At 72.2% G+C, this 23,878-nt stretch carries 19 protein-coding genes; 8 read left to right on the forward strand and 11 right to left on the reverse strand.

Features of this window, described 5'->3' with window-relative positions; translation table 11 throughout:
- Positions 1-115 precede the first annotated feature (115 nt).
- From ACLBYE_RS20000 to secA, 7 genes are all read right to left on the reverse strand, one after another.
- A complete protein-coding gene (locus ACLBYE_RS20000) occupies positions 116-1,348 on the reverse strand; it encodes an MFS transporter (protein WP_447695492.1) in 1,233 nt (410 codons plus the stop codon).
- Positions 1,349-1,385: 37 nt separating this feature from the next.
- Positions 1,386-4,004: an ATP-binding protein gene (locus ACLBYE_RS20005; RefSeq protein WP_447695493.1), complete on the reverse strand. Its 2,619-nt coding sequence runs from the start codon at positions 4,002-4,004 to the stop codon at positions 1,386-1,388.
- A gap of 422 nt (positions 4,005-4,426) precedes the next feature.
- The gene (gene ahcY / locus ACLBYE_RS20010; RefSeq protein ID WP_012317745.1) at positions 4,427-5,827 is read right to left on the reverse strand and encodes an adenosylhomocysteinase; all 1,401 of its coding nucleotides are present in this window, start codon (positions 5,825-5,827) and stop codon (positions 4,427-4,429) included.
- 158 nt (positions 5,828-5,985) lie between these two features.
- Complete coding sequence (locus ACLBYE_RS20015; RefSeq protein ID WP_020093368.1) at positions 5,986-6,390, reverse strand: hypothetical protein; 405 nt, start codon at positions 6,388-6,390, stop codon at positions 5,986-5,988.
- A gap of 307 nt (positions 6,391-6,697) precedes the next feature.
- Positions 6,698-8,641 carry a potassium transporter Kup gene (locus ACLBYE_RS20020; RefSeq protein ID WP_447695494.1) on the reverse strand — a complete coding sequence of 648 codons (1,944 nt, stop codon included), beginning with the start codon at positions 8,639-8,641 and terminating at the stop codon, positions 6,698-6,700.
- A 114-nt stretch (positions 8,642-8,755) separates the two neighbouring features.
- A complete protein-coding gene (gene bioD, locus ACLBYE_RS20025; protein WP_447695495.1) occupies positions 8,756-9,427 on the reverse strand; it encodes a dethiobiotin synthase in 672 nt (223 codons plus the stop codon).
- Between the two features lie 19 nt (positions 9,428-9,446).
- Positions 9,447-12,338: a preprotein translocase subunit SecA gene (gene secA / locus ACLBYE_RS20030; protein ID WP_026604963.1), complete on the reverse strand. Its 2,892-nt coding sequence runs from the start codon at positions 12,336-12,338 to the stop codon at positions 9,447-9,449.
- Positions 12,339-12,599: 261 nt separating this feature from the next.
- On the opposite strand from secA, the gene ACLBYE_RS20035 reads away from it, so the two are divergent.
- A complete protein-coding gene (locus tag ACLBYE_RS20035) occupies positions 12,600-13,526 on the forward strand; it encodes a peptidylprolyl isomerase (RefSeq protein WP_447695496.1) in 927 nt (308 codons plus the stop codon).
- Between the two features lie 46 nt (positions 13,527-13,572).
- On the opposite strand, the gene ACLBYE_RS20040 is transcribed toward ACLBYE_RS20035, so the two are convergent.
- Together ACLBYE_RS20040 and hemH are read right to left on the reverse strand one after the other, a co-directional pair.
- Positions 13,573-13,731 carry a hypothetical protein gene (locus tag ACLBYE_RS20040; protein ID WP_020093373.1) on the reverse strand — a complete coding sequence of 53 codons (159 nt, stop codon included), beginning with the start codon at positions 13,729-13,731 and terminating at the stop codon, positions 13,573-13,575.
- Between the two features lie 93 nt (positions 13,732-13,824).
- Positions 13,825-14,907 carry a ferrochelatase gene (gene hemH / locus ACLBYE_RS20045; protein ID WP_020093374.1) on the reverse strand — a complete coding sequence of 361 codons (1,083 nt, stop codon included), beginning with the start codon at positions 14,905-14,907 and terminating at the stop codon, positions 13,825-13,827.
- 292 nt (positions 14,908-15,199) lie between these two features.
- Here hemH and ACLBYE_RS20050 point away from each other — a divergent pair, with 292 nt between their 5' ends.
- The gene (locus ACLBYE_RS20050) at positions 15,200-15,889 is read left to right on the forward strand and encodes a uracil-DNA glycosylase (protein WP_447695497.1); all 690 of its coding nucleotides are present in this window, start codon (positions 15,200-15,202) and stop codon (positions 15,887-15,889) included.
- Between the two features lie 25 nt (positions 15,890-15,914).
- Here ACLBYE_RS20050 and ACLBYE_RS20055 read toward each other — a convergent pair whose 3' ends face one another.
- Positions 15,915-16,328: a hypothetical protein gene (locus ACLBYE_RS20055; RefSeq protein ID WP_447695498.1), complete on the reverse strand. Its 414-nt coding sequence runs from the start codon at positions 16,326-16,328 to the stop codon at positions 15,915-15,917.
- A gap of 284 nt (positions 16,329-16,612) precedes the next feature.
- On the opposite strand from ACLBYE_RS20055, the gene ACLBYE_RS20060 reads away from it, so the two are divergent.
- From ACLBYE_RS20060 to ACLBYE_RS20075, 4 genes are all read left to right on the forward strand, one after another.
- A complete protein-coding gene (locus tag ACLBYE_RS20060) occupies positions 16,613-17,083 on the forward strand; it encodes an AMP-dependent synthetase (protein ID WP_447695499.1) in 471 nt (156 codons plus the stop codon).
- 118 nt (positions 17,084-17,201) lie between these two features.
- Positions 17,202-18,014, forward strand: a complete 813-nt coding sequence (locus tag ACLBYE_RS20065) for an enoyl-CoA hydratase (protein WP_447695500.1) — start codon at positions 17,202-17,204, stop codon at positions 18,012-18,014.
- 140 nt (positions 18,015-18,154) lie between these two features.
- On the forward strand, positions 18,155-18,475 hold the full coding sequence (locus ACLBYE_RS20070) for a hypothetical protein (protein WP_447695501.1): 321 nt from the start codon (positions 18,155-18,157) through the stop codon (positions 18,473-18,475).
- A gap of 65 nt (positions 18,476-18,540) precedes the next feature.
- The gene (locus tag ACLBYE_RS20075) at positions 18,541-19,977 is read left to right on the forward strand and encodes a phospholipase D-like domain-containing protein (RefSeq protein WP_447695502.1); all 1,437 of its coding nucleotides are present in this window, start codon (positions 18,541-18,543) and stop codon (positions 19,975-19,977) included.
- On the opposite strand, the gene ACLBYE_RS20080 is transcribed toward ACLBYE_RS20075, so the two are convergent.
- Positions 19,895-20,680 carry an endonuclease/exonuclease/phosphatase family protein gene (locus ACLBYE_RS20080; RefSeq protein WP_447695503.1) on the reverse strand — a complete coding sequence of 262 codons (786 nt, stop codon included), beginning with the start codon at positions 20,678-20,680 and terminating at the stop codon, positions 19,895-19,897. The genes ACLBYE_RS20075 and ACLBYE_RS20080 overlap by 83 nt on opposite strands.
- A 263-nt stretch (positions 20,681-20,943) precedes the next feature.
- Here ACLBYE_RS20080 and ACLBYE_RS20085 point away from each other — a divergent pair, with 263 nt between their 5' ends.
- Together ACLBYE_RS20085 and ACLBYE_RS20090 are read left to right on the forward strand one after the other, a co-directional pair.
- Entirely contained in the window at positions 20,944-22,182 is a 1,239-nt protein-coding gene (locus tag ACLBYE_RS20085) for a metallophosphoesterase family protein (protein ID WP_447695504.1), read from the forward strand.
- 22 nt (positions 22,183-22,204) lie between these two features.
- Positions 22,205-23,878: AAA family ATPase (locus tag ACLBYE_RS20090; RefSeq protein WP_447695505.1), on the forward strand; the 1,674-nt coding region annotated here is incomplete at its 3' end.

Here is a 23,878-nt window from a genome sequence, read left to right on the forward strand (position 1 = left end):
GCGCGGCGGCCCCCCCCGCGCGGGGGGGCCCCGCGCGCCGTTCCCGATCGTGGAGCCACGATCGGGAACGGCCTTCATCCGGGACGCGTCGCGTCTCGAGCCGCGCGACGGCGCGCTATCCCTGCACCATCAGCCGGTCGCGGGCCCTCAGCGCCGGGAAGAGCCTGCCCCAAAGCAGCGCGACCCCGACCGTCGCGGCGCCGCCGACCACCACCGCCGGGACCGCGCCGATCGCGGCGGCGAGCAGCCCCGATTCGAACTCGCCGAGCTCGTTCGAGGCGCCGATGAACACCGTGTTCACCGCCGAGACGCGGCCGCGCATCGCGTCCGGCGTCTCGCCCTGCACGAAGGTCTGGCGCACGTAGACCGAGATCATGTCGGCGGCGCCCGTGACGAACAGGCAGGCCATCGACAGCGGCAGCGACGTCGACAGCCCGAACGCGACCGTGGCGGCCCCGAACACCGCGGCGGCGCGGAGCATGCGCATGCCCGCGTGGCGCCGCAGGGGGTAGTTCGCCAGCAGCACCGCCATGGCGACAGCCCCGAAGGCCGGCATGCTCCGGAGCGCGCCGAGGCCGAGCGGGCCGACGTGCAGGACCTCCGCGGCGTAGATCGGCAGCAGCGCCGTGGCGCCGCCGAGCAGCACCGTGAACAGGTCGAGGCTGATCGCCCCGAGCACCACCGGCTGGGAGCGGATGTAGTCGATCCCGGCCGAGAGCGCCGCCCAGGTGATCGGCGGCCGCTCGCTCACCGCCGCCGGCCGGTAGCGGATCAGCAGGGTCAGGACGCTGGCCAGGGCGAAGCTGCCCCCTGCCCCACCGAACACGACGGCGGGTCCGAGGGCGTAGAGGAAGCCGCCGAGCGCCGGCCCCATCACCGACGCGCTCTGCCAGAGGGAGGCGTTCCACGCGATCGCCGAGCCGAAAAGCGGCCCGGGCACCAGCGTCGGGAGCAGCGCCTGCAGGGCCGGGTTGGCGAAGGCCCGGGCCGTGCCGACGACGATGACCAGGGCGTAGATCGGCCAGACGGAGTGCACGCCCGCGAGGGCGCAGGCGAGGAGTCCGAGGCTCGCCGCGCTCTGGAGCGCGAAGGCGGCGGCGCCGACGAGGCGCCGGTCGTAGGCGTCCGCGACGTGGCCGGTGATCAGCGCGCACAGCACCGCCGGCAGGAAGCCCGCGAGGCCCACGAGGCCCAGCGCCAGGGCGGAATGGGTCAGGTCGTAGACGTACCAGCCGATCGCCACCGCCTGCATCTGGTAGGCGAGGCCCGTGAGGAACCGGGCCGAGCCGAACAGGCGGAAGTCGCCGATGCCGAAGACGGCCCAGCCGGAACGATCATGCGCGGACATGCTTCCTGCTGCGCGGGACCGGCCGCGGAATCAAGCGCTACGGTGACGTTCGCCGGTCGGATGTCGGCGGCTCCGGCCTGCTCGACTGCAGCGTCAGGGTCGGCTTGCGCGGCGGCGGAGGAGGTGGCGGAGGCGGCGGAGGCGGCGACAGGACGGGCGGCTCGGATTCGAGCGGCGGCGCGCGCCGGCCCTCGCCCGCGAGGTCGGTGGGGAACGTGCAGGTGACGCGGGTGCCGCTGCCCGGCGCGGTCTCCAGCTGCACCCGTCCCCCGTGCAGCTCGACGAAGGAGCGCACGATCGACAGGCCGAGGCCGACGCCCCGGTGGCGGGTTCCGAGGGTGTGGCTCTCGAAGCGGTTGAACACCGAATCGGCGATCTCGGGGGGCATGCCCCGGCCGTGGTCGCGCACGCTGAGGAGAAGCTCCTGCGCGGTCCGGCGGGCACGGACCTCCACGCGCTGGCCGGCATCCGAGAAGCCGACGGCGTTCGAGAGCAGGTTGAACAGGATCTGGCGCACCCGCTTCCCGTCGGCGTGGACGCTGCCGATATCCTCCGGCACGTCGAGGGCGAGGGTGATGTGCGATTCGGCGAGCCGGTCCTCGATGCCCCGGACGGCGGCCTCGACGGTGGCCTGGACGTCGACCTCTTCCCGCTGCAGCTCCAGCGAGCCGGCGTCGATCGAGGCGAGGTCGAGGATGTCGTTGATGATGACGAGCAGCGCCGCCGAGGAGCGCATGATGTGGTCGGAATACTCGCGCTGGCGCTCATTGAGCGCGCCGACGGTCTCGTCGCCGAGAAGCTGGGTGAAGCCAATGATGTTGGTGAGCGGGGAGCGCAGCTCGTAGGAGACGTGGTGCACGAAGGTGTCGCGCAGCTGCGCGGCCTTCTCCAGGGCGTCGTTCTTCTCGGTGAGCGCCCGCTCGACGTTCACGCTCGCCGTGACGTCGATCAGGGTCAGGAGCGTCGCGCCCTCCGGGAGCGGCTGCGCGGCGCAGTCGAGGACGGTGCCGTCGACCACCTCGAGGCGGCACGTCCGGGCGGTGCGCGATTCGAGGCCGACCACCGCGTCGCGGATGTCGAGCCACGGCTCCTCGACGGGGGCGAGCGCCCGGCAGGCGGCGATCACCGCGTCCACGTGCGGGCGCTCCTCGACCATCTCCGGGTCGAGCCGCCACACGGTGAAGAAGGCGCGGTTGGCGAGGGACAGGCGCCCGTCCGCGCCGAACACGGCCACCGGCTCGGCCAGCGTGTCCAGGGTCTCGGCCTGCAGGCGGCGCAGGGCGTTGTAGCGCGACTCGGCGTTCAGGCGGTCGGAGACGTCGTCGAACAGGTAGGTCAGGCCGCCCTGCGGGTTCGGGTCCGCGACCACGCGCAGGGTCCGCCCGTCGGGCAGGTACCACCAGGTCTGGTTCGCCTCCGCGGCCCGGTAGGCGGACAGCACGCCCTGCTTCCATCCGCGGAAATCCGCGTGTTCCTCGAGCTTCCGCTCCGCCCGCAAGTGGTCGAGGATCTCGCCGTCGGAGGGACGGCCGTCGAGGAAGGCCTGGTCGAGGTCCCAGAGCTGCCGGTAGGCGGCGTTGTGGAAGATCAGCCGCTGCGAGACGTCGAACATCGCGACCGCGGTCGGCAGCTGGTCCAGGGTCCGCACGTTGGCGTTCATCTGCCGCTGCAGGTCGGCGCGCACGCTCTCGAGTTCCGACACGTCGATGGCGATGCCGACGCGGCCGGTCTCCAGCCCGGTCTCGAACACGTCGAGCATCCGCCGGTTGCCGGCCACGATGGCGGAGAGGCGCGGGACGCTCCGGGTCAGGCCGGCGAACCGGGCCGCCTCCTCGCGGGCGATCGTCTCGCGGGCCGGCCGGTCGAACAGTTCCAGGCCGGCGTCGAGGGCGGCCTCGCGGCTCTCCGCCTCGACCGCCGCCACGTAGGCGGCGTTGACCCAGCTCAGGCCACCGTCGCGGTTGCGCCGCCAGACCGGCTGGGGGATCGCGTCGAGGAGCCCCGACAGGGCCGACAGTCCGCGGCGGGTCTCGTCCAGGGTCGCGCGCAGGTCGGCGATCTCGCAGCGCTCCTGGCTGGTCTCGCGCAGGCGCAGGAGCGCCCGCCCCGCCACGGCCTGCCCGTGGGCCTCGATGTTGCGGCCGGTCTGTGTCCGCAGGCTCAGCGCGAAGCTGGTGCCGCGCGCCCGCAGGGTCTCCACGGCGGCCTCGACGGCGGCCGCGTCCGCGGCGACGAGCCACGTGCCGAAGGCCAGCACGCGGCGGGCGTAGCCGGAGGTCGGCCGCTCGCCGTGGATCGCGAGGCTGATGTCGCCCTCGACCACCGGCTCGCTGCGATGATCCCAGGTGACGATGATCTGCCGCTCGGCGTTGAGGAGCATCTCGGCCCGGTCATGGGCGCCGCGCAGGACGTCGAGGGTCGCGGCGAGCTCGCGCTCGCGGCGAGTCCACCGGCCGCGCTCGTAGAGGTGCAGGAGCGACAGGATCACCGCGAAGGCCACGAGGCCGCCGAAGATCGCCAGGGCGGCCACGCTGTGGATCTCACGCGCGGGATGCGCGGCGGCGGCCTCCGGCAGCTCGGCGAAGGCCGCGCTCGCCGTCGTCAGCGCGAGCGCGCCCACGCCGATCCGAACGTGTGTCGCACGACCGACACCCATGGTTTGCCCCGCCCCCGTACCCGATGGCTGTCCGACCGGCGCGCGTCGCCGCGCGGCGCAGAAGGCACCGTTCCCGCGGCGATTCTCCCGAACCGCCGCAGCCCCATCGATCTAAGATTCGCCCGCACTCTAGGTGCGGCGGAATCGCCCCGGAAGGGGAACGAAGCGTGGCTTTGGGCAAAGTCGGCATAATCAGCCGTTAACGACACACAGAAGACACAGTTCGATTCGGCCGTCGGCGCTTGACAAACGAGAAGGCCCGGCGCAGCGCGCCGCCCCACCGAAAACGAGGGGGCCCGGGCCGCCCCCCCCGCCCCTCCAAATCTCTCCACCGGGCCACGTCGCCGGGCCACGTCGCCGGATCGCGGCGGCGCGGTGCCGGCCCCGGAAACGAGGCCGTCCGCGCCACCGGCGATGCGGGCTCAGTAGCGGTAGTGCTCGGGCTTGAACGGGCCGCTCTCGGAGACGCCGATATAGGCGGCCTGATCGGGGCGGAGCTTCGAGAGCTTCACGCCGATCTTCTCCAGGTGCAGGGCGGCGACCTTCTCGTCGAGGGTCTTCGGCAGGGTGTAGACCTGCTTCTGGTACTTGCCAGGGTTGGACCAGAGCTCGATCTGGGCCAGCGTCTGGTTGGTGAACGAGGCCGACATCACGAAGGACGGGTGACCGGTGGCGTTGCCGAGGTTCACCAGGCGGCCCTCCGACAGGAGGATGATGCGGTGGCCGTCCGCGAAGGTGATCTCGTCCACCTGCGGCTTGATGTTCGACCACTTGAGGTTCTTCAGGCCGGCGACCTGGATCTCGTTGTCGAAGTGGCCGATGTTGCAGACGATCGCCCGGTCCTTCATCGCCCGCATGTGGTCGATGGTGATGATGTCCTTGTTGCCCGTGGCGGTGACGAAGATGTCGGCGCGCGGGGCCGCATCCTCCATGGTCACGACCTCGTAGCCCTCCATCGCGGCCTGGAGCGCGCAGATCGGGTCGATCTCCGACACGAGCACGCGGCAGCCGGCGTTGCGCAGGGACGCGGCCGAACCCTTGCCCACGTCGCCGAAGCCCGCGACCATGGCGACCTTGCCGGCCATCATCACGTCGGTGCCGCGGCGGATGCCGTCGACCAGCGACTCCTTGCAGCCGTAGAGGTTGTCGAACTTCGACTTGGTGACCGAGTCGTTCACGTTGATCGCCGGGAAGAGCAGCTTGCCCTCCTTGGCCAGCACGTAGAGGCGGTGGACGCCCGTGGTGGTCTCCTCGGAGACGCCCTTGATGCTGTCGGCGAGGCCGGCGAACCAGCCCTTCGGCTTCTCGGCGAGCTTCCGCTTGAGGAGCGCGAAGAAGACCTCCTCCTCCTCGCTGGCCGGCTTGTCGAGGAACGCGGTGTCGCCGTTCTCGGCGCGCAGGCCGAGATGGACGAACATGGTCGCGTCGCCGCCGTCGTCGAGGATCATGTTCGGCATGCCGCCGTCGTGCCAGTCGAACAGGCGCGAGGTGTAGTCCCAGTACTCCTCCAGGGTCTCGCCCTTCACGGCGAAGACCGGGATGCCGGCGGCCGCGATGGCGGCGGCGGCGTGGTCCTGGGTCGAGTAGATGTTGCAGGAGACCCAGCGGATGTCGGCGCCGAGCGCCTTCAGGGTCTCGATCAGCACGGCGGTCTGGATCGTCATGTGGAGCGAGCCGGCGATCTTCGCGCCCTTCAGGGGCTGCGCGGCGCCGTACTCCTCGCGGACCGCCATCAGGCCCGGCATCTCCGTCTCGGCGATCGAGATCTCCTTCCGGCCGTAATCGGCCAGCCCGATATCCTTGACGATGTAATCCTTGGCCATGAGTCGATGGCTCCGTGTTCGCGTTGCGGGTCGGGGCAACCCCCTACCACCGCGCGGCCTACGAAGCAATCAAGACATAAAGATGTCTTTATGCGTTCTGATCGGCGGGGCGGCCGCGCGAACGCCCGCCCCGCTCCGGATCAGGTCCCGTCCGCCGCTCAGCGGGTCGGCCGCGCCAGCCACCCGAGGCCGAACGCGACGGCCGCCACCAGGGCGAGGGTCGTGCCGCGGTTCTCGTCCGCGCGGGCCGCGAGGGTGCGCCCGTGGCGCACGGCGCGGTCGCGGTAGTGCTGGCCGCGCTCGAGCGCCTCGTCCGCCAGGGCGTGCCCGCGCTCGCTGGCGTCGCGGAACCGGGCGCGCCCCTCCTCGACGAGGTGCTCGCCGCCGTGGCGCAGGTCGCGGACCGTATCCCGGGCCTCGCCGTAGGCGTACTGGGCCGCGCCGGCGGCCTGATCGTAGGCGCCGTCGAGCTGGTCGACGGCCCGGCCGCGCACCGCGCCCGCCGCCGTCTTGATCCGGCCGCGCAGATGGCGGACGCCGCCCTCGAGATGATCCCTGTTCATGCTGTCTCTCCATTCCGGCGCGCACCCCGGGGGCGCGACGCCTGCGTCGGGGCGGAACGACGGCGGAAGGCTACGGTTCCCTGGGGGGCGGCGGAACGGCCTCAAGTTTCCGTGCATCGGCGAGCCGGCGCTGGAAACAGGTCCGGACCGGCGCAGCGTCCAGGGGCGCCGCGGCGCCAATCGCCGGGATCAGATCGAGGCACATCGCGGCCGGGCGGGTGCTCCGATCTCTGGGCACGACTCGGCCTGTTCTGGACCGCGCCGCCGCGGTGACTTGCCGGGCCGCGGGAATGTCTCGGGCCGAGGCCTAGATCTCGATCTCGGTGCCGACCTCGACGACCTGCCGGGTCGGCACCCCGAAGAAGGCGCCGGTGCGCTCGGCGTTGCGCTGCATGAAGGCGAACAGGTTCTCCCGCCAGGGCGCCATGCCGCGCTTGTCCCGTCGCGGGATGATCGTCTCGTGCCCGACGAAGATGGTCATGTCGTCGAGGACGTGCGGCGGCAGGTGGCGCGATTCCACCGCGCAGGCCAGCCCCTCGGGGATCGAGGCCTCCTCCATGAAGCCGTAGCGGAGGATCACCCGGTAGAAATCCGGTGCCAGGATCGTCACGTGGGCGCGCCGGTCCCGCGGGACGGTGGGCGTCTCCTCGTAGAGCGCCGTGATGATCAGGATGCGCTCCATCAGGGCGTGGTTGCGCTCCACGAAGCGCGAGAGATGTAGCGGGATGCCGTGCTCGGCCGCCGAGAGGAACGCGGCGGTGCCCGGCAGGCGCAGCAGGTCACGGTGCTGGAGACCGCCGAGGAAGACGTCCTCCGGCAGGCGCAGGGCGGCCCTAGCCTCCTCGACCAGCTCGTTTCCCTTCTTCCAAGTCAGCATCATCGCGGCGACGAGTCCGGCGAGCACCAGGGGAAACCAGCCGCCCTCCAAGATCTTCACGCTGTTGGCGGCGAAGAACACGAGGTCGATGGCGAGGAAGAAGCCGTTGACCGCGAGGACCAGGACCGGGTTGTAGCCCCAGCGGAGCGCGATCAGCGCGGCGAGCAGCGTGGTGATGCCCATGAGCATCGAGACCGCGATGCCGTAGGCGCCGGCCAGGGCGTCGGAGGATCCGAACACCACCACGGCCGTCAGGGTCGCCGCGGCGAGCAGCCAGTTCACCGCCGGCACGTAGATCTGGCCGCGCTCCTCGTGCGCCGTCTGGACGATGCGCATGGCCGGCAGGAAGCCGAGCTGGACCGATTGCTGGGTCAGGGAGAACACGCCCGAGATGATCGCCTGCGAGGCGATGATGGTCGCCATCGTGGCGAGCGCGACGAGGGGCAGATGGCCCCAGTCGGGGCTGAGGCGGAAGAACGGGTTCTCCAGGGCGTCGGGCGCGGCGATCAGCAGGGCGCCCTGGCCGAAATAGTTGAGCACCAGCGCCGGCAGGACCAGCGCGAACCACGCGATGCGGATCGGCAGGGCGCCGAAATGGCCGAGATCGGCGTACATGGCCTCGCCGCCGGTCACCGCCAGGAAAGCCGCGCCGAGCATCGCGAAGCTGACGTGCCAGCCGGCATGCAGCATGAAGTCGACGGCCCGGAGCGGGTTGGCCGCCGCCAGGATCTCGGGCTTGGCGACGATCCCGGCGATCCCGAGGAGCCCGAGGACGACGAACCAGACGAGCATGACCGGCCCGAACACCCGGCCGATGGCGGCCACGCCCTTGTGCTGGACCAGGAACAGCCCGACCAGGATCACCAGGGTGATCGGCACGACGTACGGCCCGAGCGCGGGCGCGTCGACCTTCAGCCCCTCGATCGCCGAGAGCACCGAGATCGCCGGCGTGATCGCGCCGTCGCCGTAGAGCAGGGCCGCGCCGACCAGCCCGACCACCAGCAGCAGCGCCTTCCACGTCCCTGGGCGGGCCTGACGCGCGCCGAGCAGCGCCAGCATGGCGACGATGCCGCCCTCGCCGCGGTTGTCGGCGCGCAGGATCAGAACCGCGTATTTCAGCGACACGATCAGGATCAGTGACCACAGGATCAGCGACACCGCGCCGGTGGCCGCAGCAGCAACCGAAGCGCCGCCGGCGGTCGCGGCCTTCACGGCCTCCTTGAACGCGTAGAGCGGGCTGGTGCCGATGTCGCCGTACACGACACCCAGCGCGCCGAAGACGAGGGCCGGCCGGAGCCGGTCGCGCGCCGCCCCCGCGTCGACCGTGCCGGTCTCGGATCGGGGACTCGCCGCCGGGGCAAGGGTCTGGCTCACCGCAGGATTCCCCCACGGCGCCACCCGGCCTCGACCATTCGGGCGCCGGGCGCGACGCCGTGGCGGTAAAGCTAGGGGCCACGACCGCGCCGTCCAGCGACGCCGCCGCGGCGCTCAGATTGAGCCGGTCAGCTCTTCCGGGCAGGCGTCGCCACGGCGCAGACAGAACACGGGCGCGCCGGCATGACGGGCGATGGCCGCGGCCACGGTCGCGGCGGGCGCAGGCGCGCCCGGGCTCTCGCTGACCACCACCGCGCGCAGCGGCACATCGTGGAGCCGCAGGGTCTCGCAGGCCGTGAGCGCGTGGCTGATCGCCCCGAGATAGCTCCCCGAGACGAGGAGCGCCGGGACGGCGAGCGCGCGGAGCCAGTCCAGGCCGGTGGCGGCCGCGGTGACCGGGCTCATGAGTCCGCCGACACCCTCGATCAGCAGCGTGTCCTCGGTGCGGGCGATCTCGTCCCGGCACCAGCCGACGAGGTCGGCGAGGTCCAGGGAGCGCCCCTCCAGCACGGCGGCCTGATCCGGCGACAGCGGTGCCGAGAACCGCCAGGGTGAGCAGGCCTCCACGGCCTCCTCGTCCAGGGCGAGCCCCTGCGCGTCCAGCAGCCGGGCGGTGTCGCTCTCGACGAAGCCGGGATCGCTCAGCGGCGGGACACCGCTCGCGAGCGGCTTCACCGTCCGCACCGTGCGGCCCTGCGCCCGCAGGCGGCGCGTCAGGGCGGCGGTGACGTAGGTCTTGCCGATCTCGGTCCCGGCCCCGGCGATGAACAGCGCCCGCGCGGTCATCCCCGCCGCGATCCCCGCCTCAGGCCTGGAGGCTGCCGTGGCAGTGCTTGTACTTCTTGCCCGAGCCGCAGGGGCACGGCTCGTTGCGGCCGACGCGGCCCCACGTGGCGGCGTCGGTCGGGTCGCGCTCCAGCACGGCGCCGTCCGCCGCGAGGCCCTGCGCCGCGAAGCCGTAGGCCGGGCCCCCGCCGCCGTCGCTGCCCGAGCCGAGGCCGGCGTAGTCCATCTCGTTCTCGCCGGTGACCGGGTCGAGATGCTGGGCGAACATCGGCGGCAGCGCCGGACCGCCGGGCGGGTATTCCTCCTGCGGCTCCTGCATCATGATCTCGACCCGCGAGAGCTGCGCGGTCACCTGCTCGCGCAGGGCGGTCACGAGCCCGTTGAACAGGTCGAAGGCCTCGGACTTGTACTCGTTCAGCGGATCCCGCTGGGCGAAGCCGCGCCAGCCGATCACCTGCCGGAGGTGGTCCAGCGTCACGAGATGCTCGCGCCAGAGATGGTCGAGCGTCTGCAGGAGGACCTGCTTCTCGATATAGGCCGTGACCTCGGCGCCGTTCTTCTCGGTCCGCTCGGCGTAGGCGGTCTCGGCCGCCTTTAGCAGACGCTCGCGCATCTCCTCGTCGGCGATGCCCTCCTCCTTGGCCCAGTCCTCGACCGGCACGTCGAGGTTGAGGATCTCCTTCACCTGCTCGCGCAGGCCCGCGACGTCCCACTGCTCGGCGTAGGCGTTCTCCGGGATGTGGCGGGCGACGAGGTCGTCGATCACGCCCTCGCGCATCTCGTCCACGGTCTCGCGGACGCTGTCCTGGCCCATGAAGTCGCGGCGCTGCTCGAACACGACCTTGCGCTGGTCGTTCATGACGTTGTCGTACTTCAGCACGTTCTTGCGCATGTCGAAGTTGCGCGCCTCGACCTTCTGCTGCGCCTTCTCGATCGCCTTGTTGATCCAGGGGTGGATGATCGCCTCGCCCTGCTCCAGGCCGAGCTTCTGCAGCATCCCGTCCATGCGGTCGGAGCCGAAGATGCGCATCAGGTCGTCCTGAAGCGACAGGTAGAACTTCGAGCGGCCGGGATCGCCCTGGCGTCCGGAGCGGCCGCGGAGCTGGTTGTCGATGCGCCGCGATTCGTGGCGCTCGGTTCCGATGATGTAGAGGCCGCCGGGCAGCGCCTTCTTGCGGCCCGCCTCCGGGTCGGCCGGCTCGCCGGAGGCCAGCACCTTGGTGCGGTTCTCGGCGATCTCCGCCTTGATCGCCGCGATGGCGGCGTCGCGCTCCGGACCGTCGGCGAGGTGGCCGAGTTCCTTCTCGATCCGCATCTCGAGGTTGCCGCCGAGTTTGATGTCGGTGCCGCGGCCGGCCATGTTGGTGGCGATGGTGATCGCGCCCGGCACGCCCGCCTCGGCCACGATGTAGGCCTCCTGCTCGTGGAAGCGGGCGTTGAGCACGGCGAAGCGCTTGGTCACCCGGCCCTCGCGGGCGGCGGCGTAGACGTCGGTCAGCGCGTTCGGGTCGGAATAGTCGAGCAGGCTGTAGCCGGCCTTCTTGAGCATCTCGGCGAGGTGCTCCGACTTCTCGATCGAGCCGGTGCCGACCAGGATCGGCTGGTGGCGCGCATGCGCCTTGTCGATCTCGGCGATGATGCCCTCGTACTTCTCGCCGACGGTCCGGTAGACCTCGTCGTCCTCGTCGACGCGCTCGACTTCCTTGTTGGTCGGGATGTCGACCACGTCGAGCTTGTAGATCTCGGCGAACTCATCGGCCTCGGTCGAGGCGGTTCCGGTCATGCCGGCGAGCTTCTTGTAGAGGCGGAAGTAGTTCTGGAAGGTGATCGAGGCGAGCGTCTGGTTCTCGGGCTGGATCGTGACCCGCTCCTTGGCCTCCAGCGCCTGGTGCAGGCCCTCCGAGTAGCGCCGGCCCTGCATCATGCGGCCGGTGAACTCATCGATGATCACCACCTCGTCGTTCTTGACGATGTAGTCCTTGTCGCGGGTGAACAGCGTGTGGGCGCGCAGGGCCTGGTTCACGTGGTGGACCAGCGTGACGTTGTGGGCGTCGTAGAGGTCGCCCTCCTTCAGGAGGCCCGCCTCGCGCATCGCCTCCTCGATGAACTCGTTGCCTTCCTCGGTGAGGGAGACGGTGCGCTGCTTCTCGTCGAGGTCGTAGAACTCCTTGCGCAGGCGCGGCATCAGTGCGTCGACCGCCACGTAGAGTTCCGACCGGTCGTCCACCGGCCCTGAGATGATCAGCGGCGTGCGCGCCTCGTCGATCAGGATCGAATCGACCTCGTCGACGATCGCGAAGTTGTGCCCGCGCTGTGCCAGCTGGGACAGCTCGTACTTCATGTTGTCGCGCAGGTAGTCGAAGCCGTACTCGTTGTTGGTGCCGTAGGTGATGTCGCAGGCGTAGGCCTCCTTGCGCTGCGCATCGTCGAGCCCGTGCACGATCGTGCCGACGGAGAGGCCCAGGAACCGGTAGACCTGACCCATCCACTCGGCGTCGCGCGAGGCGAGGTAGTCGTTCACGGTGACGACGTGGACGCCCTTGCCCTCCAGGGCGTTGAGGTAGACCGGCAGCGTCGCCACCAGGGTCTTGCCCTCGCCGGTCTTCATCTCGGCGATGCCGCCCTCGTGGAGCACCATGCCGCCGATGAGCTGCACGTCGAAGTGGCGCTGGCCGAAGACGCGCTTGGCCGCCTCGCGCACCGTGGCGAAGGCCGGCACGAGGATGTCGTCGAGACTCTTGCCGTTGGCGAGTTCGGCCTTCAGCATGTCGGTGCGGGCGCGCAGGGCCTCGTCCGAGAGGGCCTGGATCTCCGGTTCCAGCGCGTTGATCTGCGCGACGCGCGGGCGGTAGCCCTTGACGCGGCGGTCGTTCGAGGAGCCGAATATCTTCTTGGCGATGGAGCCGAGCATCATAGACCTGCGGACGCGCGAGCCCGCCCACGGGTGAGCGTGGCGGGCCGGCCTGGACGGAGTTGGCCGGGCTTATAGAGGTAAACATCGCCCGGCGCACCTGGAAGGGGCAGCCCTCAACGCATGCCGGTACGGTCACGGTTCCGGCACCGGTGAAATGGCCGCGCTTGCCTTCTCGCCCGACGCGGGCCACCTGTGCCGCGGCGCGACGCCCGGCCGATCCGGCGCGGCGCCGAGACGTGAGCCGAGGACTTCGCCCGTATGCCGAACACCGCCCTTCTCCGGCGCGTCAGCGCGCTCGCCGTCATGGTCGCGATGCCGGGACTGGCGCTGGCCCAGGCACCCCAGAAGGCCCCGACGCCGGCCGCCAACACGCCGGCCGCCGCTGCCCCCGCAGCGACCCCGGCCGCGGCGCCGAGCGCGGACGCGGTCGTGGCGAGCGTGAACGGCAAGCCGATCACGCAGGGCGACCTCGCCATCGCGGCCGATGACCCGGCCCTGTCGCTGCCCGGCGTCGACGAGGCCCAGAAGAAGAGCCTGCTCGTCGACTACATGGTCGACCTCCGTGTCGGCGCGCAGGCCGCCGAGGCCGCCAAGGTCGGCGACACGCCGGAATTCAAGCGCAAGCTCGCCTACTTCCGCGACAAGCTCCTGCTCGACGACTACCTGGAGCAGGAGGCCAAGCGCGCGGTCACGCCTGAGGCGGAGCACGCGATCTACGACCAGACCGTCAAGCTGATGAAGCCCGAGGAGGAGGTGCACGCGCGCCACATCCTGGTGGACAATGAGGCCGAGGCCAAGAAGATCGCCGCGCGCATCAAGGGCGGCGAGGACTTCGCCAAGGTCGCCGCCGAGGCGTCCAAGGACCCGGGCTCGAAGGCCGAGGGCGGCGATCTCGGCTGGTTCACCAAGGAGCGGATGGTGCCCGACTTCGCCAACGCCGCCTTCGCGATGAAGCCCGGCCAAGTCTCCGACCCGATCAAGACCCAGTTCGGCTGGCACGTGATCAAGGTCGAGGAGAAGCGGACCAAGCCGCAGCCGACCTTCGACGAGCTCAAGGAGCAGATCGACCAGCACCTGATCCGCAAGGCGCAGCAGGACATGATCCTGAAGCTCCGCTCGGAGGCCAAGATCGACCGCGCCGACGCGCCGCCGGCGGCTCAGGCCGCGCCCGAGCCGAAGAAGTGACGGTCCGGGTCTGACCGGCGCGGCCCTGCGGGGCCGCGCCCCTTCGTCAGTACGGCCGATCCGGGACGAGGTAGCTGGATCGCGCCGGGGCCGGCTGGGGCGTGATGCCGAGGGCCGAGAGTTCGGCGCCGCGGCGCCCCTCGGCGATCCTGTCGAGCACCGCGATCAGCAGCCACGGACACGCGATGCCGATGAAGAACGCCATGTGACCCTCCCGCGCCGAACCGATGGACCCGTTCGGCTTAGGAAAATAATAGGCGGGCCGGGCCGGGCCGCAAGCGGCATCCCGGCCGGGATCTCAGATCCAGCCCTGGAGTTCGCGGCGCACGACGTGCTCGATCACCCGCATGCCGAGATCGCTGTCGTTCAGGCAGGGGATGTAGGCGAAGCGCTCGCCGCCGTTCTCCTCGAAATAGTGCCGGTTCTCGCCGTCGAGCTCCTCAAGGGTTTCCAGGCAGTCCGCCGTGAAGCCCGGGGCGACGATCGCCATCCGCTTCACCCCCGACTTCGCGAGTTCCATCACCGTCTCGTCGGTGTAGGGCTTCAGCCACTCCTCGTTGCCGAAGCGCGACTGGAAGGTGACCCGCATCTTCTCCGGAGACAGGCCGAGCGCCTCGCGGATCAGCCGCCCAGTCTTGTGGCACTGGCAATGGTACGGGTCGCCCTTGAGCAGGTAGCTCCGCGGCACGCCGTGGAACGAGGTGAGGATCACCTCCGGCTCGAAGTCGAGCTTGGCCAGGCCCTCGCGGATCGAATCGGCCATGGCGGCGATGTAGACCGGGTCGTCGTGATAGGGCGGCGAGACCCGCACCGTGGGCTGCCAGCGCATGTCCATCAGCGCCCGGAAGGCCTGATCGCAGGCCGTGGCCGAGGTCGCGGCGGCGTATTGCGGGTAGAGCGGCACCAGCAGGATCCGGTCGCAGCCCTGGTCGAGCAGCGCCTGGATCCGGCCGGCGACCTCGGGCTTGCCGTAGCGCATCGCCCAGTCGACGACCACGGACTCGCCCATGGCCGCCTGGAGGCGCTCGCTCTGGCCGCGCGTGATCGTCTTCAGCGGCCCCTCGTTGAGCGCGTTGTTCCAGACGCTGGCGTAGTCGCGGCCCTTCGGCCCGGGGCGCTTCGTCAGGATGATCAGGTTGAGGAGCGGCCACCAGATCAGCCGCGGCACCTCGATCACCCGGCGGTCCGACAGGAACTCCTTGAGATACCGGCGCATCGGCCAGTAGGACGTGCCCTCGGGCGTCCCGAGATTCATCAGGAGCACGCCGACGCGGCCCCAGGCCACCTTCGGGTGGTCGGCCGGAAGGGTGTTCGCCGCGGGCTGCAGCGGTGCGAGGGGCCGGCCATTCGCCAGCGCGGCGGGTTCGACGCGTTCGTTCATGGCAGCGTTCCGGCGCCGCGCGCCGAGATCCTTCCTCTGGCTTCCGATATCCGGCGGCCGGCGCGTACGCCCTGGTACGCCTCGGCTTGGCCGGCGCTTAAACCCCGTCGGGTGCGCTTCCATGTAGGGTGCGAAGCCGCCCGGCGAAGGGCGGACGCGACATGCCGCACCGCGACAGGCCGCGCGCTCGACCCCCGTCCCTAAACACGGGCGGCTCCCCGCCGCAACCGCCGCGCCGATGACGGTGCGCGTCCGCCTCCTATCTCGGCGTGGAAACCGATCGCGAGAGACCATGGCCGCCACACCCGTCGCCGACGCCCTCACGGCCTTCCGCGCCTCCAATTCGCCCTGGCTGAGCCTGCCATTCTTCGCCGACGGGGAGGCCGACGCCGTGGCGGCGCGGGTCGACGCCCGAATCGTCGCGGGCGCCCGCGTCCTGCCGGCACCGGACCGGATCTTCCGCGCCCTCGCCGAGACGCCGCTGCAGGACGTGCGGGCCGTGATCCTCGGGCAGGATCCCTACCCGACACCGGGCGACGCCAACGGCCTCGCCTTCTCGTTCGTGGGCTCCGGTAGCCTGCCCGCCTCGCTGAAGGTGATCCTGGCGGAGGCGGGATCCGACCGCGCCGCCGGCGGCGACCTGACGCCCTGGGCGCGGCAGGGCGTGCTCCTGCTCAACAGTGCGCTCACCGTCGAGGCCGGCAAGGCCGGGGCGCACCTGCGCTACGGCTGGGCCGCGCTGACCGACGCGGCGGTGCGGGCCGTCTCGGCCCGTGCGGAGCCCGCCGTGTTCCTGCTCTGGGGCGCCCAGGCGCGGGCCAGGGCCGCGCTCATCGACGCGACCCGCCACGGCGTGTTCGAGAGCGGACACCCCTCGCCGCTCAACCGGGCTCGGGATTTCCCCAGCTCCGACCCCTTCGGCCGGGCCAACCGGTGGCTCGCCGCGCACGGGCGCCCGCCGATCGACTGGCGCCTCGGCTGAGGCCGGCGGCGATCCCGCGAAGGGGCTATTGAGGTTTGGCGGGCTCGGCGGGCTTCGCCGGCGCGGCGGGGTCCTGGCCGGCGGGCAGGAGCACGTTCTTGGCCACCGTGCCCTCGGGCCCGTACTCGCCGGCCACCGCGAGGCAGGCCTGGTCGCGGTTCTGCGCCATCTGGTTCGACATCAGCGTGAACATGGTCTGCACCCGGTTGCCGAACGGTCCGCGCGGCTGGACGTCGCCGATCTGCACGTTCTGCTTCGCCAGCAAGGCCTCGAACTGGTCGCTGCCGATCCGGTAGCCGCAGACGTTCGAGGCCGCGAAGATGTAGGCGGCGAATTCCAGGGCCCGCGGCGACGGGGCGTTCCGGATCTGCGCCTGCGCCGGCAGGGTCGCGAGCGTGACGGCGGCGAGGAGTGAGATCCGGGTCGTTGTGGGGCGCATGCGCGGCGGTTCCTCGATCGGGGCGGCCTCTCGCGGGCCGCCTCTGGCGGGCGGGACATAGGCCGGACCCGCGCGCGCGCCAATGCGACCGATGACGCGACCCGAGATGCCGGCAATTCATCCTTTCCCGTTCACGGCCCGTTCGCCATAGGTCCAGTCGCCGGCCCGCTGGTCGACGAAAAAGCGGTCGTTTTTCGACGGAACGCCCGGGTGAGAGAGAGTGTTAACCTGCTCGCGTCACGCCAGGACCTGCAGTGTGTCCAGATTCAGGCGGTCCGCATCGCATGTACGGCGTCCATCACCCGGCGGCCTCCATCCCACTCCCGGCTCGCGACGCCGACCGGCGCGCCCGGCCGGGTGCGCAAGGAGCCGCCAGCGCGGAGCGGCGCGGCGCGCCGGCGGTGCCGGTCGCGGCGGTCTGTCCGCACCGCGTCTCGCGCTGGGCCTGGGGCGAGGGCCTGCGGGCCGGGCAGGCCGTGGCGCTCCTGGTGCAGGATCTCGGGCAGGTCGAGGCCATGCGCCTCGGCCTCACCCGTCTCGGACTGCGCGTCGTCTGCCTCGACTGCGCCGGCCGCGACGCGGCGCTGGCGGAAAGCCTCGCGCAGTCGGGCGCCGTGCTGGTCGTCGTCGATACCGCGCTCGCCGACGCCTATGCCGGCGTGATGGGCCGGCTCACCGCCTACCCCGCCCTGTGGTGGAACGGTCCGGGCGCCGACTACGCGAGCCTCGACCTCGCCCTGGCCGAGCACGCCTGACAAGCGCCGCATCGCGGATCGCGGGCCGCGGCACCGTCGCGGACCCGAACCCTGCGTGCTACCCTCCGGCGACGCGACCGGCCCCGTGCCAGGGAGGCCGGCGCCGGGAGACGTCGCCATGACCGCAGCCCTTGCCACGGCCCACGCCGCCAGCCCGGAGGCGCCGGTGCTGCTGCGCAGCGACGCCGACGGGGTCGCGACGCTGACGCTGAACCGGCCGCAGGCCCGCAATGCCCTGTCGATGGCCCTGATGGGCGCGCTCCAGGAGCAGCTCGACGCGATCCGTGCGGATCCGTCCGTGCGGGTGGTGATCCTGCAGGGGGCCGGCCCCGCCTTCTGCGCCGGGCACGACCTCAAAGAGATGCGCGCCGATCCGTCCCGCGAGGCGACCGAGGCGGTGTTCCGCACCTGCGCCCGGCTGATGCTGAGCCTCACGCGCCTGCCGAAGCCGGTGATCGCCCGGGTGCACGGGATCGCCACCGCCGCCGGCTGCCAGCTCGTCGCAACCTGCGATCTCGCCGTCTGCGCCGAGACCGCCCGCTTCGCCACGCCGGGGGTGCAGATCGGCCTGTTCTGCTCGACCCCGATGGTCGCCCTGTCGCGCGCCGTGTCGCGCAAGGCCGCCCTTGAGATGCTGCTGGTCGGTGAGCCGATCGACGCCGCGGAGGCCCTGCGGATCGGGCTCGTCAACCGCGCCGTGCCGGAGGCGGATCTCGACGCGGCCGTGGGCGCCCTGGCGGCCCGGATCGCCGGGAAGGCCCGGCGCGTCCTGGCGATCGGCAAGGAGGCGTTCGGCCGGCAGATCGAGATGGGCCTGGAGGACGCCTACGGCTACACCGCCGAGGTCATGACCCGGAACATGATGATGGCCGACGCGCAGGAGGGGATCGACGCCTTCCTGGGCAAGCGGCTGCCCCGCTGGGAGCCGTGAGCCGGCGACCCGGTCCGCGCACTGGCGCAATACGACGCAGGCCCTCCGGCGCGACGCGCATAGGTGGTGGCGCCGCCCTGCCCTAGGATGAGGAGCCCGTCCGACCCTGCCGGGCTCGGCGCCGCCACGCGGAACGGCTGATGAGCACCATCGACCTGCTCGGTCTGACGCTGTCCTTCTACGGCACGATGCCGCCGCCGCGGCCCCCGCGGCCGAACCGCAACGGCGCGACCTGGGCGGCCGCCGTGATCTTCGGCGGTGTCTGCCTCGCGACGATCGGGCCGATGATCACCATCTGGAGCTTCCACCGGCCCTATGCCGAGGCCAAGGCGCGCTGCATCGCCTCCGGCGGCCGGGTCCTGTACGGGGCCCTCGACGGCAGCGGACCCTATCGCTGCGAGCGGCCCGCGGCCGCCGCGGCCGCCACGCCCATTGCGCAACCGGCCAAGCCGGCGGATTAATCCGCCCGCCGCATGCGCTTCAGGTCGATCCGGCGCCTCCCGACGCGAACCCGGATAGCCTCACCTTGGAAAACGCGATCACCCGCTGGGTCCAGTCGACCGCCCTGATGCGGTCGGATGTCGAGGCCCTGATCGGCTTCGCGCTGGCGATCGGCGTCACGCTGCACGCCCTGCTGCGCAAGCGCCGGGTCAGCGTGGCGGTGGGCTGGATCGGGCTCGCGTGGCTGTCGCCGATCTTCGGGACCGCCCTGTACCTGACCTTCGGCATCAACCGGGTCTCGCGCCGCGCGCGGCGGCTGCGGACCAAGCCGTCCGACGCGACGCAGCTGCCCGACACCGACGACGCCGTGGTGCCGGAGGCGCTCTGGCCCCTCGACCGGGCCATCCGGCGGATCACGAGCCTGCCGGCCTTCGCCGGCAACACCGTGCAGATGTTCCGCAACGGCGACGCCGGCTATCCGCAGATGCTGGCGGCGATCCGCGAGGCGCGGTCCAGCATCGGCCTGTCGAGCTACATCTTCCGGGACGACGCCACCGGCCGCGAGTTCTGCGACGCCCTCGTGGAGGCGAAGGCCCGGGGCGTGCAGGTCCGCGTCATCATCGACGGGATCGGCGGCGGCTATTTCCGCGCGCCGGTCTACCACCGCCTGACGGCCGCCGGGGTGCCGGCCGCCCTGTTCATGCACTCCGCCCTCCCCTGGCGGATGCCGTTCCTCAATCTGCGCTCGCACAAGAAGCTGCTGATCGTCGACGGCCGGATCGCCTTCACGGGCGGCCTCAACATCTCGCACCCGAACCGCGTCGCCCTGAAGCCCGAGCACCCGATCCGGGACACGCATTTCCGCCTGACCGGCCCCGTGGTCGAGCAGCTCGCCGCCGCGTTCGCGGCCGACTGGGCCTTCGTGGACGGCGAGATCCTCGACGGCCCGCCGTGGTTCGTCGACCTCGAGCCCTGCGGACCGAGCGTTGCTCGGGCAGTGACCTCCGGCCCGGACGCGGACGTCGAGAAGATCGAGCAGGTCATCCTCCAGGCGCTCGCCTGCGCGCGCCGGTCGGTGCGCTTCGTGACGCCCTACTTCCTGCCCGACGAGCTGGTGACCGGCGCCCTTGCCCAGGCCGCGACCCGGGGCATCACCGTCGACGTGATCATCCCGCGGGTCAGCGACCACCCCTACATCGACTGGGCGACCCGGGCGCATCTCGACCCGCTGCTGCGGGCCGGCGTGAACGTCTGGCTCGACGAGCCGCCCTTCGACCATTCCAAGGCGATGGTGGTCGACGACGTCTGGTGCTTCGTCGGCAGCGCCAACTGGGACATGCGCAGCTTCCGGCTCAATTTCGAGCTGAACGTCGAGATCATCGACGCCGACCTCGCCGCCGACCTCGACCGGTTCATGCGCGGCAAGATGGAGGCGCGGCTCAGCCGGGAGGATCTCGCCGCGCGCGTCCTGCCGATCCGTCTGCGCGACGCAGCCGTGCGACTGCTGCTGCCATACCTTTGAACCGGGCGGGGGCGTGCGCCTCCGGCGCCGGGCCGAGATGGACGACGATCGGCCGGTGATCGGAGCGCCCCCGCGGCAGCACCGCGTGCGCGTGGCAGACGAGCCCGCGGGCGAGGCAGCGGTCGAGCCGCAGCGGCAGCACCTCGACCATCGCGTGGGTCGATTGCCGCGGTCCGACGTCGCGGAAGCCCGGGATCAGCGCCGGGCCGACGATGTTGTAGTCGCCGAGCACGGCCGCCCGCGGCGGCAGCTCGCTGACGATGCGGCGCAGCTGGCGCCGGTTCAGCATCTGTCCGTGCGACAAGTGGACGTTGGCCACGCCGAACTCGCCGAGATCGAGGATCTGACAGACCCGGTGCACGAGGGCGCCGGAGGGGAGCGCGATGACCCGGGGCGGCGCCGCCCAGGGCTTCGGGCTCCACATGGCGAGCCCGTGGATCCGGCCCGGCAGAGGCGCCCAGGCGTAGTGGCCGCCGATCCGGTCCAGCAGGAAGCCGATGGCGCGGGTCGCCTCCTGCATCAGGAGCAGGTCGGGCTTCTCCTGCGCCACGAGGGCGGCGACGTCGTCGACCGCCGCGCCGGTGCGCCGCAGCAGGTTCCAGCTCACGATCTTGAAGGGCTGGTGCGGCCGCTCGGCAGGGCGGATCGGCGTGACGGCTGACGGTGCGGGGGTGGAGCGGGCCGGGCGTGCAGCAGGATTCATCGGGCCGGTCTCGTACCTCAACGCGCGGCGCTCCCGCCACCGCCACGCTCTAACGCGCCCGGAGCCGGGACGTTCGACGGCATTCGCGCCGGGCCCGGGCGTGCCGCGGCCGGCGCGGGCGCGGTCCGACCCGGGCGCCCCACAGCCCATCGCCGGGCGACGCTTGAGGCCGACCCGGTCGGCGGCCTAAGAGCCGGCATGGCGATGCCGGCCGCTCCGCGGATCGCCGCGCACCGCCATCCCACCGATCCCGTCCGGAGGCCATGACGGCGTTCAGCTTCATCCATGCCGCCGACCTGCACCTCGGCAGCCCGCTGTCGGGTCTGGCCGCGCGCGACGCGGAACTGGCCCGGCGGCTCGCCGCGGCGAGCCGGCAGGCCTTCGAGGATCTGGTGAGCCAGGCGATCGAGCGGTCGGTCGCGTTCGTGGTTGTGGCGGGCGACGTCTACGACGGCGACTGGGCCGACACCACGATCGGCCTGTTCTTCGCCAGGCAGGTCGCGCGCCTCGACCGCGCCGGCATCCGGACGATCCTCGTGCGCGGCAACCACGACGCCGAGAGCGTCATCACCCGCTCGATCACGCTGCCAGCCTCCGTCCACGTCTTCCCGACCGCCCGCGCCGGCACCCTGCGCCTCGACGCGCTCCGCGTCGCGGTCCACGGCCGCAGCTTCCAGGGCCGGGCCGTGGAGGAGAACCTCTCGCTCACCTACCCGGCCGCCGTGCCGGGCTGGTTCAACCTCGGGGTCCTGCACACCTCCTGCACCGGCCACGCCGCCCACGAGACCTACGCCCCCTGCTCGGTCGCAGACCTCGCGGCCCGGGGCTACGAGTACTGGGCGCTCGGTCACATCCACGAGTACGCCGAGCTGTCCCGGGATCCCTGGATCGTGTTCCCCGGCAATCTCCAGGGCCGGAGCGTGCGCGAGTGCGGCGAGAAGGGCGCCGTCGTGGTCGACGTCGCCGACGGGCGCGTGACCGGCGTCAGCCGCCTGCCCCTCGACCGGGCGCGGTTCGAGCAGATCACGGTCGACCTCGCGGCGGTGGCCGACGCGCGCGGCGCCGTCGAGGCCGTCGAGGCGGCGCTGAGGCCCCTGGCCGGGGTCGCGGCGCGCCGGCTGCTCCTGGTCCGCGTCCACCTCGCGGGGACGACCCGGGCCCACGACGCCCTCGCGGCCGATCGCGAGTCTCTGACGGCCGAGATCCAGGCGGCCGCGCACCGGCTGCACGAGGACATCTGGCTGGAGCGCCTGAAGATCGAGACCCGCCGCCCGCGCGCCGCGGCGGAGCCGACCGGCGCCGCCATCGACCCCGCGGCCCTGCTCGCCGACCTCGACCGCGACCCCGAGTTCCGCGCCCGGGCGAAGGCGGCGCTGGCCGAGATCGGCGGCCGGATGCCAGGGACGGCCGCCGCCGAGGCCGACCTCGACGCGGAGTTCGACGCGCTCTGCGCCGAGGCCGAGGCACTCGTCCTCGGGCGCCTCGGCGGCCGGCACTGCTGAGGCGCGCGCCCATGGACCCCCGATGCGCCTGATCCGCCTCGCCCTCGAGCGCTACGGCGCCTTCACGGACCGCACCGTCGCGTTCCGGCCGGACGCGCGCCTGCACGTGGTGCTGGGCGCCAACGAGGCCGGCAAGAGTACCGCGCTGGCGGCGGTCACCGACCTGCTGTTCGGCTTCGGGAAGACGACGCCCTACGCCTTCCTGCACGACATGCCGCAGTTGCGGCTCGGCGCCGAGATCGCCGCCGCCGACGGCCGCCGGCTGTCCTTCCGCCGCCGGAAGGGCAACAGCCGCACCCTCATCGACGCCGCCGACGCGCCACTCGCCGACGACGCGCTGGCCCCGTTCCTCGGCGGCCTGTCCCGGACTGTGTTCTGTCGGGCCTTCGGGCTCGACGCGGCGAGCCTCCGGGCCGGGGGCCGCGAGATGGTCGACGTGGAGGGCGAGGTCGGCGCGAGCCTATTCGCGGCGGGCTCGGGCCTGCGCGGCCTCACAGAGCTGCAGACGACGCTCGACGCGGAGGCCGACGCCATCTTCGCCCCGCGCCAAGCCAAGCACAGGACCTTCTACCAGGCGCTGGAGCGCCACGAGACGGCCCGGCGGGCGATCCGCGAGCGGGGCCTGCGCGCCGGCGACTGGCGCGCCCTGAACGACGAGATCGCCGCGGCGGCCGCGCAGCTCGAGGTTCTCCGGTCCGAGCAGAAGGCCGGCGCGGTCGCGCGCGCCCGGCTGGAGCGGTTCAAGCGCGTCCGCCCGATCATCGCCGAGATCGACGCGCTGGAGCGGCGCATCGCCGCCGAGACCGACCTCGTCGACGCGGATCCCGCCTGGATCGCCCGCCTCGGGGCCGCCCTGGACGCGTGCCGCGCCGCGGATGCCGAGGCGGAGCGGACCGAGACCGCGCGCGACCGGGCCCGCGGCGAGGCCGAATCGGTGCCGGTCGAGCCGGGGCTGACCCATCGGGCGGACGAGATCCTGGCGGCGTTCAGCGGCACCCGGGAGTTCGAGAAGGGCGGCACCGACCTGCCCCGCCTCGAGGGCGACACCCACAAGGTCGGGCTGGATCTGGAGCGGCTGCGCGCCCGGATCGGCGTGCCCGACCTCGCCGCGCTGGAGGCCCGCCAGCCCCCGGACGCCGCGCGGGCGCGGACCGAGCGGCTGATCCGCGACGGCCGGACCCTGGCGGCCGCCGAGGAGCAGATCGCCCGCGACCTCGCCGCCGCCCGCGCCGAGCGGGAACGCCTCGCCCGCGAGGTGGAGGCGGCCGACGCGGCCCGGGACCCGACCCCGCTCCGGGAGGCGCTGAAGCCCCTCGCCCGACTGCACGAGTGGATCGCCGCCCGCGACACCCTCGACGGCGCGATCCGCCGGGAGGCGGCGCTGCTGCGCAACCAAGCCGAGCGGCTGTCGCCGCCGGTGCCCGACCTCGCCGCCCTCGTGCGGACGCCCCTGCCGGCCCCCGACACGCTGGCGCGCTACCGTCAGCGCCTCGAGGCGAAGACCCGCGAGCACGAGCGGGCCGCCGACCGGTGCGACGCGGCCCACCGGCAGGTCGCTGTCACCCGGGTGCGGCTGCGCGAGCGCGAGGCCGGCCGGCCCGTCGCCACCCGGGAGCGGCTCGACGCCCTGCGGGCGACCCGCGACGCGGCGTTCGCGCCGCTGCGCGACGCCCTCGCGGCCGGCTGGGCGGCCGCC

The organism is Methylobacterium sp. A52T, assembly GCF_053346095.1.

Coding starts and splice junctions, on each gene's coding strand:
- secA (WP_026604963.1), bottom strand. CDS start 12,338: ATGCTCGGCTCCATCGCCAAGAAGATATTCGGCTCCTCGAACGACCGC.
- ACLBYE_RS20000 (WP_447695492.1), bottom strand. CDS start 1,348: ATGTCCGCGCATGATCGTTCCGGCTGGGCCGTCTTCGGCATCGGCGAC.
- bioD (WP_447695495.1), bottom strand. CDS start 9,427: ATGACCGCGCGGGCGCTGTTCATCGCCGGGGCCGGGACCGAGATCGGC.
- ACLBYE_RS20060 (WP_447695499.1), top strand. CDS start 16,613: ATGTACGGCGTCCATCACCCGGCGGCCTCCATCCCACTCCCGGCTCGC.
- ACLBYE_RS20035 (WP_447695496.1), top strand. CDS start 12,600: ATGCCGAACACCGCCCTTCTCCGGCGCGTCAGCGCGCTCGCCGTCATG.
- hemH (WP_020093374.1), bottom strand. CDS start 14,907: ATGAACGAACGCGTCGAACCCGCCGCGCTGGCGAATGGCCGGCCCCTC.
- ACLBYE_RS20085 (WP_447695504.1), top strand. CDS start 20,944: ATGACGGCGTTCAGCTTCATCCATGCCGCCGACCTGCACCTCGGCAGC.
- ACLBYE_RS20080 (WP_447695503.1), bottom strand. CDS start 20,680: ATGAATCCTGCTGCACGCCCGGCCCGCTCCACCCCCGCACCGTCAGCC.
- ACLBYE_RS20040 (WP_020093373.1), bottom strand. CDS start 13,731: ATGGCGTTCTTCATCGGCATCGCGTGTCCGTGGCTGCTGATCGCGGTG.
- ahcY (WP_012317745.1), bottom strand. CDS start 5,827: ATGGCCAAGGATTACATCGTCAAGGATATCGGGCTGGCCGATTACGGC.
- ACLBYE_RS20055 (WP_447695498.1), bottom strand. CDS start 16,328: ATGCGCCCCACAACGACCCGGATCTCACTCCTCGCCGCCGTCACGCTC.
- ACLBYE_RS20005 (WP_447695493.1), bottom strand. CDS start 4,004: ATGGGTGTCGGTCGTGCGACACACGTTCGGATCGGCGTGGGCGCGCTC.
- ACLBYE_RS20065 (WP_447695500.1), top strand. CDS start 17,202: ATGACCGCAGCCCTTGCCACGGCCCACGCCGCCAGCCCGGAGGCGCCG.
- ACLBYE_RS20015 (WP_020093368.1), bottom strand. CDS start 6,390: ATGAACAGGGATCATCTCGAGGGCGGCGTCCGCCATCTGCGCGGCCGG.
- ACLBYE_RS20070 (WP_447695501.1), top strand. CDS start 18,155: ATGAGCACCATCGACCTGCTCGGTCTGACGCTGTCCTTCTACGGCACG.
- ACLBYE_RS20050 (WP_447695497.1), top strand. CDS start 15,200: ATGGCCGCCACACCCGTCGCCGACGCCCTCACGGCCTTCCGCGCCTCC.